Origin of the sequence: Aeromicrobium sp. A1-2 (assembly GCF_003443875.1) — a bacterium.
Lineage (GTDB): Bacteria > Actinomycetota > Actinomycetes > Propionibacteriales > Nocardioidaceae > Aeromicrobium.
This window is the reverse complement of sequence record NZ_CP027482.1, coordinates 2,111,391-2,125,638: the sequence shown is the minus strand read 5'-3', so window position 1 is coordinate 2,125,638 and position 14,248 is coordinate 2,111,391. Positions and strand designations below refer to the sequence as shown.

Annotated in this window: 12 protein-coding genes; 7 read left to right on the top strand and 5 right to left on the bottom strand. The window is 68.9% G+C overall.

Going from position 1 to position 14,248, the window contains the following annotated elements; genetic code table 11:
* Positions 1-90: 90 nt before the first annotated feature.
* The 3 genes from C6I20_RS10305 to C6I20_RS10295 form a co-directional block, all read right to left on the bottom strand.
* Entirely contained in the window at positions 91-951 is an 861-nt protein-coding gene (locus C6I20_RS10305) for an NUDIX hydrolase (protein WP_216822854.1), read from the bottom strand.
* A gap of 33 nt (positions 952-984) precedes the next feature.
* Positions 985-2,160: a S1C family serine protease gene (locus tag C6I20_RS10300; RefSeq protein ID WP_162891256.1), complete on the bottom strand. Its 1,176-nt coding sequence runs from the start codon at positions 2,158-2,160 to the stop codon at positions 985-987.
* 127 nt (positions 2,161-2,287) lie between these two features.
* Positions 2,288-3,805, bottom strand: a complete 1,518-nt coding sequence (locus C6I20_RS10295; RefSeq protein WP_216822853.1) for an alpha/beta hydrolase — start codon at positions 3,803-3,805, stop codon at positions 2,288-2,290.
* Positions 3,806-3,907: 102 nt separating this feature from the next.
* On the opposite strand from C6I20_RS10295, the gene C6I20_RS10290 reads away from it, so the two are divergent.
* Genes C6I20_RS10290 through C6I20_RS10280 form a run of 3 tightly spaced genes read left to right on the top strand, consistent with a single transcriptional unit; the run spans position 3,908 to position 6,170 of the window.
* Positions 3,908-4,318 carry a hypothetical protein gene (locus tag C6I20_RS10290; RefSeq protein ID WP_162891255.1) on the top strand — a complete coding sequence of 137 codons (411 nt, stop codon included), beginning with the start codon at positions 3,908-3,910 and terminating at the stop codon, positions 4,316-4,318.
* Between the two features lie 50 nt (positions 4,319-4,368).
* Positions 4,369-4,890: a helix-turn-helix domain-containing protein gene (locus C6I20_RS10285; protein WP_118395884.1), complete on the top strand. Its 522-nt coding sequence runs from the start codon at positions 4,369-4,371 to the stop codon at positions 4,888-4,890.
* The gene (locus C6I20_RS10280; protein WP_118395883.1) at positions 4,890-6,170 is read left to right on the top strand and encodes an MFS transporter; all 1,281 of its coding nucleotides are present in this window, start codon (positions 4,890-4,892) and stop codon (positions 6,168-6,170) included. Before C6I20_RS10285 ends, C6I20_RS10280 begins: the two co-directional genes overlap by 1 nt.
* Here the strand turns inward: C6I20_RS10280 and C6I20_RS10275 are convergent.
* Both C6I20_RS10275 and C6I20_RS10270 read right to left on the bottom strand, forming a co-directional pair.
* Complete coding sequence (locus C6I20_RS10275) at positions 6,121-6,318, bottom strand: DUF6458 family protein (RefSeq protein ID WP_118395882.1); 198 nt, start codon at positions 6,316-6,318, stop codon at positions 6,121-6,123. The genes C6I20_RS10280 and C6I20_RS10275 overlap by 50 nt on opposite strands.
* 73 nt (positions 6,319-6,391) lie before the next feature.
* Positions 6,392-6,649 carry an HPr family phosphocarrier protein gene (locus C6I20_RS10270; RefSeq protein ID WP_118395881.1) on the bottom strand — a complete coding sequence of 86 codons (258 nt, stop codon included), beginning with the start codon at positions 6,647-6,649 and terminating at the stop codon, positions 6,392-6,394.
* Between the two features lie 333 nt (positions 6,650-6,982).
* On the opposite strand from C6I20_RS10270, the gene C6I20_RS10265 reads away from it, so the two are divergent.
* The 4 genes from C6I20_RS10265 to treY are packed head-to-tail and all read left to right on the top strand — an operon-like array spanning position 6,983 to position 14,185.
* Positions 6,983-7,762, top strand: coding sequence for an enoyl-CoA hydratase/isomerase family protein (locus C6I20_RS10265; protein ID WP_118395880.1), 780 nt, complete (start codon positions 6,983-6,985; stop codon positions 7,760-7,762).
* Between the two features lie 47 nt (positions 7,763-7,809).
* Complete coding sequence (malQ, locus tag C6I20_RS10260; protein ID WP_216822852.1) at positions 7,810-9,768, top strand: 4-alpha-glucanotransferase; 1,959 nt, start codon at positions 7,810-7,812, stop codon at positions 9,766-9,768.
* A 35-nt stretch (positions 9,769-9,803) separates the two neighbouring features.
* Entirely contained in the window at positions 9,804-11,915 is a 2,112-nt protein-coding gene (gene glgX, locus C6I20_RS10255) for a glycogen debranching protein GlgX (protein ID WP_118395878.1), read from the top strand.
* Positions 11,912-14,185: a malto-oligosyltrehalose synthase gene (gene treY / locus C6I20_RS10250; RefSeq protein WP_118395877.1), complete on the top strand. Its 2,274-nt coding sequence runs from the start codon at positions 11,912-11,914 to the stop codon at positions 14,183-14,185. The genes glgX and treY overlap by 4 nt, the downstream gene beginning before the upstream one ends.
* Positions 14,186-14,248 lie beyond the last annotated feature (63 nt).

The window sequence follows — 14,248 nt, the reverse complement described above, 5'->3', positions numbered from 1 at the left end:
ACTAGCTCGCAAGAGCCTCTGATCTAGATCAGTCACGAAAGCCCCCGAGCACGCTCCGGGGCTTTCGTCATGCCCGGGGTGCTGCGGAGGCTACTCGGCAGCCTTGGGGGCTTCGCGATAGGTCGGCATCGCGCCTGCGTCGATCGCTTCGAGGAGCTCGATCGCTGCCGCAGCGGCGTGTGTGCGCACAGTCTCGGGGTCGCACCAGCGAACCGACTTGATCTCGCTGGGTTGCAGCGTCATGCCCTCGGTGATCGAACTGTCGACGACCCCGAGGTCGAACAGGAAGATGCACGCATCGTCCCAGCTCCGCCACGCCGGCAACCAGTTGACCGTGATGAGGTCACGGACCTCGACCGTGACGCCGAGCTCTTCGTGCAGCTCGCGGACCAGGCCGATCGCTGGGGCCTCACCGACCTCGACGACACCGCCCGGCAGGTCCCACTCCTTCTTGTAGGTCAGCTCGCACAGCAGGACGCGACCGCGCTCGTCGCGCAGCAGGCCCTGGCTGATGACCCGTTTGGTCGGGAGCCCTGCGTTGAGGATCGCGATGAATCCGTCCCGGCTGTACGGCTCAGGGTCGCCGACGATGCGTGCCAGCAGCGCACGGTCAGGGTCGCTGCCGGCGCCGCGGACGATTCCCTCACGACGCATGCCGGCGATCGAGGCAGCGCGTACATCTCCGGTTCGATCGACGGGGATCCGTGTCTCGACCCGGGTCATGCCGAGCTCGCCGAAGGCGTGAGCGAGGGCCAGGCGCAGGGCTCTGACCGCGATCGGAATGTTGTCCGCGCCGGCGTCCCACCGGATCGATGCGGTGCGACTGTCCTCACCCCGGAGGGTGACAGTGCCCACCTGATCGCCGCCGAGCACGATCGCGAAATCCGTGAGCTCGGGGGATCCCGTGGTCGGCTCGAGCTCGAGGTCGTCGTCGCGAAGGGTCTCGGTCACGCGTTCAGGCTACCGACCCCACGTCGTGGCGGTTCAGCCGATCGGCCCGGCGGTGAGGGTGACGGTCGCGGAGTGGCTGCCACCGTCGGCGTCGGTCCACGACACAGTCGTGCTGCTGCCGGGCTGCAGTGCCGAGACCGCGGCGGACAGTTGGGCCTGCGAATCGACTCGGGTCCCGTCGACGGCGGTGATGGCGCTGCCTTGCTCGATGCCCGCGCTCGCGGCCGCAGTGCCCGCGATGACGCCGGCAACTCGCGCGCCTGAGACACCGGACGAGTCCGGGACGAGCTGGACACCGAGGAAGCCGGTCGCGCCTATCTGCACGGTGGGGCTGGTCCGTCCGCTCTGGATCTGCTCGGCGATCGTCAGTGCCTGTCGAATCGGCACGGCGTACCCCGTGACGTCGACGGTGCCACTCGATGCGGCGGTGTTCATCCCGATGACCTCACCCTCGGCGTCGTACAGGGCGCCACCGGAGTCTCCCGAGATGATCTCGGCCGACACCTCGATCAGTCCGCTGAGTCGTGCGGCGTTCCCGCCTGACTGCGACTGCACCGTGATCGACTGGTCGAGCGCCGACACCGTGCCGGCTGCTGCGCTCGCCGCACCGCCGTCCCCATTGGCGTTGCCGACGCCCACGACCTCGTCTCCGACCTGCACGTCGCCGGCCGAATCTGTCGTGACGGTCGTCAACCCGGAGGCGTCGAGGAGGTGAAGCACGGCGACATCGTGCGTTGCGTCGAAGCCAACGACGTCGGCCTCGTACGTCCGCCCGGTCGAGACCACCTGCACCGAGATCTCGGTGGCATCCTCGACGACGTGATGGTTGGTCAGGATTTCACCTTCCGCGGTCAGGATCATGCCCGTGCCGGCGGCCTTCCCGGCGCCGTAGTCGAGCGTCGTGTTGATATAGACCAACCCGGACTCCTGCGCGGCAGTGGCATCGGTTGCGGCCAAGGTCGGCGTGCCAGGCTCCGATGACGGAGGTGCGGATTCGGAGGGCAGCACGGACCAGCCCTGCTGACGAAGCTCGGTGTGGACCGGGCTCGTCGCGGTGGTGGTCTGTTGCGTGTCCGCCTGGGCTGCGTACGTCAACGTGGAAAGGCCCAGGATCAGTGCGCCGGCGATCGCCGCGAGGCCGATCCGCCGGGGTCGGCGGTGCGTCGGTGACTGGGAGATGGGACTCGGGGTCATCGTGTCGTCACTCATGCGGGCTCCTGGATCGGGTTCATCGCCCACTGAAGCCGGGCAGCGTGTGGAGACGCTGTGAGCGATCCACGAAGTCGATGAGAGCCCGTGCGTGGGCTGGTGAGACGACCGAGGGAGCCGGTTGAGGCTAGGCGGCGCAGCCGCCGACCCCACCGACGTCCCCATCGGCACGCCGGGTCGTGCCGTCGCGGTCCGTGATGGCGTAGGCCGAGCAGTAGTAGAAGCTCAGCGCGCCGGTCCGCTGCACGGTCACGGGCTTCCACCGACCGTTGCCGACCGGCTCGAGATAGGGCAACGTCGTCGCGAGCAGAGGGTCGGTCCCGGTGGGTTGCGCCTGCACCCCCTCGTGCTTGAGGTAACGGTCGAGCCAGCGCTGCGTGTAGACGCTCGCGAGGTCCTGCCCGTACCTGCTGGCCGGAAGGACCAGCGGGATGTCGGTGTACTCCAGGTGAGTCGACGAGCGGGGGACCACGACCATCGTGTCGACCCCTGCGCCGCGCCATGCCTGGAATCCGGTGTTTCGCTCGCGCATCGGAGCAGGGTCTCCGGGCGCGGGGATCAGCGACGAGCCGGCTGACAGCGCGGACGGCGTGACGGTGAAGCCGTACTCGGACTGGATGCCCAGAGCAGGCACGACAGGCCTGGTCACGCCAACGTCGAGCGGTCCCGAGTCGGCACTGGCCTGAAGCTTGTCGAGAGCAACGACCGCAGCCACACGCTCGTCGGTGCCCTGCACCGCGGACACCGCCGCCGCGCCGAGGGAGTGGCCGATGATCGCGAAGCGGCTCGTGCGGCCGGGGGTCGCGGTCCGTGGGTCGGCGCTTCGATCGAACTGTTCCCACTGCGGGTTGTGGGCGTTGACCGGCACGCCGGTCGATCCCGGGTTGCCGTAGGGCTGCGTGGGTGTCGAGAAGAAGAAGTCGGTCGCATCCTCGGTGCCCTTGATGAAGTTGGCCGGTTGCTGGAACGTCACGCCGGGGCAGCCGGTCTGCTCGCCGGGCTCGGCGGGCGCCAGCGGATTGCAGAACGGGAACGCCTGGCCGCTCTGGTGGGGGAAGGTCTCACTGGTGCCCTGGCCCTGCACGTCATAGACGAGGACGACGTAGCCACGCTCTGCGAGGTCCTGGGCGAGCCACCAGTACATCCGAGCGGATCCCTGGACCGAGCCGGGTGTGATGACGACACCGGGGAACGGCCCGGTGAGCGGCTTGCCTGTGTACGGGTCCATGGCCCCGGGCTTCGGCGTGAAGACGTCGCCGCGCAGGAGTGCGCCATGGCGGTTGGTAAAGCTCACCGGGGTGATGACACCTCGGGTGCCGTTCCAGCCTGCCCGCAGTGGGTTGCCGACGTTCCAGCCGGGCACGATCATGGCGGCGGTGATCGCCGGGCGGAGCGGGCTGGCGGCTTGAGCCAGCAGCTGCGCCGCGCTGACCGTGCTGCTCTCCTGGACCAGTGCCGGGAGGTAGGCGGGGTTGGCGAGTTGCCCCGTGGTCCGGCCGTACGCGTCGAGCATGTTCGCGGTGTCACGCAGGACGTACGCGAGGCTGCCGGGCCGGGGCGCCCCGGCCGCGTGTGCTGGCGCGGTCGCGAGGACCAGGGCGGCAGCGGAGGCGGTCGTGAGCAGGATTCGGGAGAGGCGGCGCATGCGACTGTCAACGAGCGGAGGTGAACCGCGTCACGCAGCGGCCGAGACCGAGCCGTGGTCTGTCCGGTGCCGGGTGGTCCCGACGTGTGCCACGATGCGAGCGTGGAAATCGAGAACGTGTTATGGATGTTGACCGCGCTGGCCGGAGTTGTCGTGCTCCTGACCCGGATGCGCCTGTCCACCGCAGCCGAGCAACCCGGCCACGCGCAGATCCCCGCCTCGATCCTCAACATGCACACCGTGCTGGGAGTCGTGGCGCTGGTGACGTGGATCTTCTACCTGACCTCCCCGGGCGGCGCGCTGGGCGTGGCCTCGCTGGTCCTCTGGTGGGCCGAGGTGCTGGTCGGCGTGCTGATCCTTGCCCGCTGGCTTCCCGGTGGGGGGCGTCATGCCGCAGATGCGATCGAGGACAGCTGGGCTCGCGGTCCCTCGCTGTCGATCCTTGGGCACGTGGGTCTCTTGCTCGGCGTCATGTTCTTCACGTATGCGGTGCTCGGCAACAAGGTTGTCTGAACCACAGAGAATTGTTTGCAAAGATCTCTTTGCAGTTCTAGTCTGGGGGCATGTCGCTCACCCAGAAGGTCGTCGAGGACCTCGACACGCTCAAGGCGGTCTCTCATCCGCTCCGGATGCGGCTGCTCGGCGCCCTGCGGCGGAACGGGCCTGCCACTGCCACGGAGCTGGGACGCGAGCTGGGGGAGTCGAGTGGGTCGACGTCCTACCACCTGCGCCAGCTCGAGCGCTTCGGCTTCGTGGGCGACGACGACCGACAGTCCTCGGGTCGTGAGCGGAGGTGGAAGGCGCTTCACGACATGACGTCGTTCCCGCACTCGCTGGCCCAGCTCGACGGTGGCCGGGAGTATGTCGACGGAGTACGTCGGCGGCAGGAGGAATTGCTGCGCGAAGGCCTGGACGCATGGACCGAGCCCCGGCCGGGCATCGGGCACAGTGACTACTTCCTGACCCTGGATCCCGAGGACCTGGAGGCGCTCGAGCGAGAGCTCTCCGATGTCATCGCGCGCTATACCCATCGCTCCGGCTCCGAGCAGGTCGCGTTGCACGTCCTGGCCCTGCCGTCCCCGTGATGAGCCTGCGCGCCCGCTTCTGGCTGATCTCCGGGCTGCGTTGGCTGCCGACGGGTCTGATCATCCCGGTCATGGCGCTCCTGCCGCTGGGCCGCGGGCTGACTGTCGCCGAGTACGGATCTGTCATCGCGGTCCAGGGCATCGTGGTGCTGTGCCTCGAGCTGCCGACGGGGGGCTTCGCCGATGCCGTCGGCCGCCGGCCGGTGTTCATCGCGTCGGCGCTGTTCGCACTCGCGTCCTACCTCGTCTACTCGTTCGCGCAGACGCCGTGGGCGTTCGCGGTGGCCACGGCGTTGTCTGGGGTGTTCCGTGCCCTCGACTCGGGTCCGCTCAGCTCCTGGTTCGTCGACCGGGTCCACGAGGATCCGGCCGTGCTGGATCGCGCCGGCACAGTTGTGCGTGGTCTCTCGGGCTATGCCAGTGTCGTGGGTGCCTCGATCGCCACAGGTGCTGTGCTGTCGGCGTTGCTCGTGGCCTGGGCGCCGCTCGGGCGGACCAACGCGCTCGTGCTGCCGTACTGGATCGCGGCGGGGCTGGTCGTCATGCAGGTGTTGGCGGCTTTGGTCCTGATGGACGAGGACCGCTCGAAGCGGGTCGCCGGCCTGGTCTCCTCGGTGCGCGCCACCCCGCGGGTCGTGCTCGAAGGCGTGCGCCTGCTCGCCCGCTCACGTGTCCTGCGCGCACTGGTCGCGGTCGAGCTGTTCTGGGGCTTCGGCATGGTTGCCTTTGAGTCGTTCATGCCGATCCGGTTGTCCGAGCTGGTCTCCGACCGCGACCTGGCGGCGGCCATCATGGGTCCGGTCACGGCGGCGGCGTGGGGCGTGTCGGCTCTCGGTGCCGCCATGGTGCCCTGGTTGCTCCGCCGCTGGAGCATGGTGGCGGTCTCGGTCGCGCTCCGGATCGTGCAGGGAGGCACGGTCGTCGGCATGGGTCTGGCGGCGGGTCCTGTCGGCCTGATTGCGGGACTGTTCGCGACCTACGCCGTGCACTCGGCCGCTGGTGCGATCTACGAGACGTTGCTCCACGAGCAGGTCGGCAGCCAGAACCGGGCCACCGTGCTGTCGCTGGCGTCGATGGCGATGCAGCCCGCTGGATCGGTCGGTGCGGTCGCCCTGGGCGCGATTGCGACGGGCGCTTCGACCGGACTGGCGATCGTCGTGGGTGGCGTGGCGCTGGCGCTTGCGGCGCCACTGTTTCTGGTACGCCCGACGTCTTCTGGTGCGCCTGACGTCAGCGCGGAGGAATCTCGTCTCGACGGCGCTCGTTGCGCTGGCCGTTGAGCACCAGGCTGAGGACGATGCCGAGTGCACCAGCAGCCATCAGGATGTAGCCGACAGTCACCAGGTCAACGCCGCTGACCGAGTCCTGGACCGCGAAGGACAGGATCGCGCCGAGGGCAAGAAGAACGATGGATCCACCGATGTACATGGCACAGCCTTTCTTCGGGGGCAGTCTTTCGACTGTAGACCTCGACGGGGTAGGCCGCATCCCGGGGGACGGCTCAGGCGTCGAGATCCTGCTCGATAAGACTTGCGATCTTGTCGAGGACTGCCTCGTCGGCGCTCTCAACGACGACCTCGGAGCCGGCCTTGGCGCCCAGCGTCATGATCATGAGCGCGGAGCCGGCATCCACAGCCGTGCCGCCGGGTGTCGCGATCGTGACCGGGACACCGGCCTCCGTCGCAGCCTGGGCGATCAGTGCCGCGGGGCGGGCGTGAAGTCCGACGGCTGATCCGACGATGACGTTCTTGGTGGGCATGATGAGTCCTTTCAGGCCGCGACGGACGTCGCGAGTTCGGGAGTTGTGGGCTTGAGGTGCTTGCGGGCGGCCGCGCTGATGACGGTGCGGAAGACCGGCGGGGCCGAGGTCGGCATCCAGCGACACGGGTGCTGAAGTGGTGAGGTCTGACATGACCTGCTCCTCGGACCGGTATCGGATGTGGTTTTGTGTGATATTTGTGTGACCTACTGTTGATTAAGCCTCGCGGGGTGCCGTGGTGTCAAGGGTTTGGGCGGAAGTTGTGGGTCCGAAGGGCTGATCTATGCTCGTCCGGACGGCGGATCAACCGCCGACGATCGGCTGGAGGCCACGATGGGTGAGCTCGCACGACTCGAGGTCAAGGACGGCGTCGGCACGATCCGGCTGGATCGACCCAAGATGAACGCGCTCGACGCACAGATGCAGCACGAGATCACCGAGGTCAGCGCCGAGGCCGACCGCCGCGACGATATCGCCGCGGTCGTGGTCTTCGGTGGAGAGCGGGTTTTCGCGGCGGGCGCAGACATCAAGGAGATGTCGGCCATGACGTACCAGGAGATGGCGCGTCACGCGCACGCCCTGCAGGCCTTCACGCGGGCGCTGGCCGCGATCGGCAAGCCGACCGTCTCGGCCATCACGGGCTTCGCGCTGGGCGGTGGCTGCGAGGTCGCCCTCGCGACAGATGTCCGCTTTGCTGCCGACAACGCCAAGCTGGGACAGCCCGAGATCCTGCTCGGCATCATCCCTGGGGCCGGTGGCACCCAGCGGCTGTCCCGGCTCGTCGGCCCGGCTCGTGCCAAGGAGTTGGTCTTCACCGGCCGGTTCGTCGACGCGCAGGAGGCGCTGGCGATCGGCCTGGTCGACCAGCTGCACCCTGCCGACGAGGTGTATGACAAGGCCGTCGAGTGGGCCGCGCAGTTCGTCGGCGGTCCTGCTCTGGCGTTGCGCGCCGCCAAGGCGGCGGTGGATCGCGGCCTCGAGGTCGATCTGCAGACCGGTCTCGAGATCGAGCGGGCCGAGTTCGCGGCACTGTTTGCGACCGATGACCAGACCGCAGGCATGGCCTCGTTCATGGAGAACGGACCCGGCAAGGCAACCTTCTCCGGGAGCTGAGGCTGGCGGATTGGCGCAGCGGGCGGTCGCCGACCATGCTTGACGGCGTGGACGAACTCTCGGCCGACCCGCTCGCGATGCTGGCGCATGCCCATGGCGTCGGCACGGCGTACGAGGGCTCGGACCGGCGGCAGGTCAGCGTCGACGACGGGGTCGTCGTGGCCGTGCTCGCCAGTCTCGGTGTCGATGCCAGCAGCGCCGACTCGATCCGGCGCGAGCTGGCCGCCGTCGCCGAGATCCAGGCGCTCCAAGCGCTGCCACTGACGATCGCCCTCGCGGAGGGGACACCGCGCCACCTGGGTGTGGCCGCGCACGTGCACCTCGAGGACGGTCGGATGATCGACGTCGGCGACACGCTGCCGGCGGATCTGCCACCGGGCTGGCACCGGGTCGTCACGGCTGCCCAGGACGTGACCCTGGTCGTCGCGCCGGCACGACTGCCCGAGGTGCCGCGCACGTGGGGCTGGATGCTCCAGCTCTACGCCCTGAGGTCGAGCGGTTCCTGGGGCATGGGCGACTACGGCGACCTTGCCGAGACAGCCCGACGGTCCGGCTCTGAGCAGGGTGCCGGGGTGCTGCTGGTCAACCCCGTGCAGGCGTTCATGCCCTCGCACCCGCTGGAGCGCTCCCCGTACTCGCCGTCGAGCCGGCGCTTCGCCAACCCGCTCTACCTCCGTGTCGCCGACACGGTTGCGTATGCCGGCGCCGATGAGGCGGTGCGCCTCGAGGTGCAGGCGCTGGCCCCTGATCCGGACACCGAGCTGATCGACTACGACGCAGTCTGGGCGGCCAAGCTGGCTGCCCTGGAGCTGCTCTGGGCGACGCAGGACACCGGCGTGGTCGGGGGGGACGACGACCTGGTCGCGTTCGCGACCTTCGCGGCCCTGGCCGAGTGCCACGGAGCGGACTGGCGCGAGTGGCCACGGGAGCTGCACGACCCGGTCGGACCAGCGGTCGTCGCTGCGAGGTCCTCGCTCGCCAACCGGGTCGACTTCCACATGTGGTTGCAGCGGCTGTGCCGCGAGCAGCTCGACGCCGCCCGAGACGCCGCCCGCGATGTCGGCATGCCGGTCGGCATCGTCCACGACCTACCGGTCGGGGTGCACCCGGGCGGAGCCGACGCGTGGGCACTGCAGGACGCCTTCGCGGCCGGCGTCCGGGTCGGCTGCCCGGCTGACGCGTTCAACCCGCTGGGTCAGGACTGGGGCCTCCCGCCGTGGCGACCCGATCGACTCGCGGCGTCCGGCTACGCCCCGTTCCGCGATGTCATCCGTAGCGTCCTGCGGCATGCTGACGGCATCCGGGTGGACCACGTCGCCGGTCTGTGGCGGCTGTGGTGGATCCCGCCGGGAGAGCCCGCTCACCGCGGGGCATATGTGCACTACGACTCCGAGGTCATGCTCGCGGTGCTGATGCTCGAGGCCCACCGGGCCGGTGCCATCGTGGTCGGTGAGGACCTGGGCACCGTCGAGGACGTCGTGACCGCGACGATGCACGAGCGCGGCCTGCTGAGCTCGGCCGTGCTGTGGTTCGAGCGGGACTGGGACGCACCCGGGCAGCCGCACCGCCGGCCCGCGGACTGGGAGCCCGAGACCATGGCCAGCATCAGCACCCACGACCTGCCGACCGTCACGGGCTGGCTGCAGGACGAGCGCATCCGCGTCCAGGCGTCCCTGGGCCTGTTGGACCAGCCGGTCGAGGAGGCCTACGCGCAGGCCGAGGTGGACCGCGAAGCCTTGTTCGACCTGGTGCGCGCCGAGGGCATCCAGGGCGACGACGCGGTCGTCGCGCTGCACGCCGTGATCGCGCGAGCCGCCTCCCGCCTGGTCCTCAGCTCGCCGGCCGACGCCGTGGGCCAGCTGGAGCAGCCCAACCTGCCGGGCACGGTCGACGAGTACCCCAACTGGCGCATCCGACTGCCTGTCGATCTGGATGCGTTCTTTGCCGACGAACGGGTACACGCTGCCGTGGCCCCCATGCGGGCCGCCCGCCCACCGGCACGATGACTGCCGACACGACCCACGACCCGCAAGGAGACCGCGTGCAGCCCTGGCCCGGATCGCCCTATCCGCTCGGAGCCACGTACGACGGCTCCGGCACCAACTTCGCGCTGTTCTCCGAAATCGCTGACAAGGTCGAGCTGTGCCTGTTCGACGAGTCCGGCACGGAGACACGGATCCGGCTCGAGGAGATCGACGGCTTCGTGCACCACGGCTTCCTGGACGGCATCGGACCCGGTCAGCGATACGGCTACCGCGTGCACGGGGCCTACGACCCCGACAGCGGCCTGCGTTGCAACCCGAACAAGCTGCTGATCGACCCGTACGCCAAGGCAGTGGCCGGAGCCGTCGACTGGGACCGGTCGTTGTTCGCGTACGACCTCGACGAGCCGGCCCAGCGCAATGATGATGACTCGGCCGGTCACGTCCCGTACTCCCTGGTGGTCAACCCGTTCTTCGACTGGGCCAACGACCGCGCGCCCCGCACGCCGTACAACGAGTCCGTGATCTACGAGGCGCACGTCAAGGGCCTCACGATGCAGCATCCGGACGTGCCCGAGCGTCTCCGCGGAACGTATGCAGGCATCGCGCACCCCGCGATCGTCGAGCACCTCACGACACTGGGCGTGACCGCGATCGAGCTGCTTCCGGTGCACCAGTTCCTCACCGATCACTACCTCGCGGAGAAGGAGCTCACGAACTACTGGGGCTACAACACGATCGGCTTCTTCGCGCCGCACGATGCGTATGCCTCGCAGCCGGGCCGTCAGGTGCAGGAGTTCAAGTCCATGGTGCGGGCACTGCACCGGGCCGACATCGAGGTGATCCTCGACGTCGTCTACAACCACACGGCGGAGGGCAACCACCTTGGCCCGACGCTGTCGATGCGCGGTATCGACAACTGCGCGTACTACCGGACGGTCGAGGACGACCCGCAGCACTACATGGACTACACCGGCACCGGCAACTCCCTCAACGTGCGCAGTCCGCACACGCTGCAGCTCATCATGGACTCGCTGCGCTACTGGGTCACTGAGATGCACGTCGACGGTTTCCGCTTCGACCTCGCGGCGACCCTGGCCCGGGAGTTCTACGACGTCGACAAGCTCGCGACGTTCTTCGAGCTCGTGCAGCAGGACCCCGTCGTGAGCCAGGTCAAGCTGATCGCCGAGCCGTGGGATGTCGGCCCGGGTGGCTACCAGGTCGGCAATTTCCCGCCGCTGTGGACCGAGTGGAACGGGCAGTACCGGGACACGGTCCGCGACTTCTGGCGCGGTGAGCCCGCCACGCTCGGGGAGTTCGCCTCGCGGATCACCGGATCATCCGACCTCTACCAGGACAACGGCCGACGCCCGTACGCCTCGATCAACTTCGTGACGGCGCACGACGGATTCACCCTCGACGACCTGGTGTCCTACAACGACAAGCACAACCAGGCCAATGGCGAGGATGGTCGCGACGGGGCGGACGACAACCGCTCGTGGAACGGCGGCGTCGAGGGCCCGTCGGACGACCCTGCGGTGATCGGGTTGCGTCAGCGCCAACGCCGCAACCTGTTGGCCACGTTGCTGCTCTCCCAAGGGGTGCCGATGGTCCTGCACGGTGATGAGCTGGGCCGTTCGCAGGGAGGCAACAACAACGCGTACTGCCAGGACAATCCCATCGCGTGGGTCGACTGGGAGCTCGACGAGGACGAGAGGGACCTGCTCGAATTCACCTCGGCGCTGGTGGCGTTCCGTCGACGACACCCGGTGTTCCGCCGCCGTCGGTTCTTCCAGGGCAAGCCGATCCGCAAGGCCGACGAGCTGCGTGACATCGCGTGGTTCACCCCGTCGGGCGAGGAGATGCAGGAGCAGAACTGGGACGACGGCTTCGGTCGCTCGATCGCGGTGTTCCTCAACGGCGACGCGATCGCCGACCGCGACGAGCGGGGGACACGGATCTTGGACGACTCATTCCTGCTGGCGTTCAACGCGCACGACGAGGACATCGAGCTGACGTTGCCCGGCGGGGGGTACGGCGCGGGCTGGACCGTCGTCGTCGACAGCTCGACTGGTGCCGTCGAGGAACCCGGCGGCGACAGCTTCGCTGCGAGCGACCATGTCAATCTGTCGTCCCGGTCGCTCGTCGTCCTGAAGCGGGTGCAGCCGTGACGGTGCCGACCTCGACCTACCGGCTGCAGCTTCGGCCTGAGTTCGACTTCGAGGCCGCCCAGGGTGTCGTGACCTACCTGCGCGACCTCGGTGTCGGCGCGGTCTACGTGTCGCCCGTGCTCGACGCAACCCCCGGATCAACGCACGGCTACGACGTGACCGACCCGAGCCGGGCCCGTCCCGAGCTGGGCGGCGCGGAGGGCTGGCAGGCGTTGACCGCAGCGGTGCGCGAGGCCGGGATGGGTCTCGTGCTCGACATCGTGCCCAACCACATGTCGGTCGAGGTCCCCTCGGCCAACCCCTGGTGGTGGTCGGTGCTGCGGGATGGCCGTTCGTCGGCCTTCGCGCACCACTTCGACATCGACTGGTCGGGCGGCCGCATCCTGGTGCCGGTCCTGGCCGAAGCCGGTGGCCTGGACGACCTGAGGATCGACGGCGACGAGCTGGCCTACTTCGATCTCCGGCTCCCGATCGCGACCGGAACGGGAGTGGGGACCGCCCGAGAGGTCCACGACCGCCAGCACTACGAATTGGTCGACTGGCGCCGAGGCAGCTCTGAGCTCAACTATCGGCGGTTCTTCGACATCACCACGCTGGTCGCGGTCACGGTCGAGCGCACCGACGTGTTTGAGGACTCCCACCGGGAGGTGCTGCGCTGGGTAGCCGACGGCGACGTCACGGGCCTGCGGATCGACCACCCCGACGGACTCGCCGACCCCGGGGCATACTTCACCCGGCTGCGCAGCGCGGCCCCGGACGCGTGGATCGTGATCGAAAAGATCCTGCACCCCGGTGAGGCGCTCCCCGGCAGCTGGCCGGTCGAGGGGACGACGGGGTACGACGCACTGCGTGAGATCTTCGGCGTGCTGATGGACCCGGCAGGGGAGCGGCCGATGACCGGGCTCGCCGAGCGGCAGGGCGTGCACACGGGCTTTGCTGCCGTCGAGGAGCAGGCGCGGCGCATGGTCACCGACACCATGCTGGTCGCCGAGGTGCGACGGATCGCTGCACTCCTGGATGGGGTCGAGGTCGAAGCCGCACGCGCTGCGGTCGCGGAGACCATGATCGCCTTCGGCGTCTACCGGTCGTACCTCCCCGAGGGGGAGTCGACATGGGCCGACGCGATCGGCACCGCGCGTTCGCGGCGGACCGATCTCGGCGACGCCCTGACGGCGCTGGACACCCAGGTTCGAGGTGAGCCTGCGGGCGAGCTCGCGACTCGCATGCAGCAGACGTCCGGGATGGTCGTGGCCAAGGGCACCGAGGACACCACGTTCTATCGCTTCACCCGGTTCGCCGCGCTCAATGAGGTCGGTGGCACGCCGGATGTCTGGAGTCTGGGTCTCGAGGAGTTCCACCGGCTTGCCGCCGCGCGGGATCGGGACCGGCCGCACACCATGACTGCGCTGACGACGCACGACACCAAACGTTCGGAGGACACCCGCGCCCGTATGGCGGTGCTGTCCGAGGTTGCCGAGGACTTCTCCGAGATCGTCACGTCGTGGAGCGAGCGCTGTGGTCTCGACGAGCCCTCGCTCGACCTGCTGGCGTGGCAGACCCTCGTCGGGGCCTGGCCGATCAGCGAGGAACGATTGGCCGACTACCTGTTGAAGGCCGCGAGGGAGTCCAAGCTCCGCACGACGTGGACCGATCCGGACAACGACCTCGAGTCGGCGATCGCGGCGTGGCCGGCTCGCGTCCACGCCGAGCTCGGATCGGAGCTCGAGTCGTTCGTCGAGCGCATCTCGGCTCCGGGCTGGTCGAACTCGTTGAGCCAGAAGCTCGTGCAGGTCGCCGGGCCCGGCGTGCCCGACGTCTATCAGGGCACCGAGCTGTGGGATTTCTCGCTCGTCGACCCCGACAACCGCCGACCGGTCGACCTGGATCTGCGGCGCGAGCTGCTGAGTCGTTTCGACGAGGGGCTCGTACCCGAGCTCGATGCCTCGGGCGCCGTCAAGATGCTGCTGGTCCGACGCGCGTTGACGCTGCGCCGTGACCGGCCGGAGCTCTTCATCGGCTACCGCGGCCTCGTTGCCGGTGGTGCCGCAGCCGAGCACGTGCTGGCCTTCTCCCGGAGCGACGACCTGGTCGCGGTGGCCACCAGGCTGCCGGTGGGCCTGGAGCGTCGTGGCGGCTGGGGTGACACGACGCTGGTCCTGGCCGACGGCGAGTGGACCGATGTGCTGACCGGTGCCTCGGTCGACGGCGGCGCCGTGTCCGTGTCCGCGTTGCTGCGCCGCTACCCGATCGCCCTGCTCGTTCGCTCGTGACCGGTGCTGCCCACGGGTGGCATGCAGCCGCCGACAAGTCGCGGTATGGGCGCTCCGGGCTAG

Coding starts and splice junctions, on each gene's coding strand:
- C6I20_RS10270 (WP_118395881.1), bottom strand. CDS start 6,649: ATGCCCACCAAGAACGTCATCGTCGGATCAGCCGTCGGACTTCACGCC.
- C6I20_RS10285 (WP_118395884.1), top strand. CDS start 4,369: ATGTCGCTCACCCAGAAGGTCGTCGAGGACCTCGACACGCTCAAGGCG.
- C6I20_RS10300 (WP_162891256.1), bottom strand. CDS start 2,160: ATGAGTGACGACACGATGACCCCGAGTCCCATCTCCCAGTCACCGACG.
- C6I20_RS10275 (WP_118395882.1), bottom strand. CDS start 6,318: ATGTACATCGGTGGATCCATCGTTCTTCTTGCCCTCGGCGCGATCCTG.
- C6I20_RS10265 (WP_118395880.1), top strand. CDS start 6,983: ATGGGTGAGCTCGCACGACTCGAGGTCAAGGACGGCGTCGGCACGATC.
- C6I20_RS10295 (WP_216822853.1), bottom strand. CDS start 3,805: ATGCGCCGCCTCTCCCGAATCCTGCTCACGACCGCCTCCGCTGCCGCC.
- C6I20_RS10280 (WP_118395883.1), top strand. CDS start 4,890: ATGAGCCTGCGCGCCCGCTTCTGGCTGATCTCCGGGCTGCGTTGGCTG.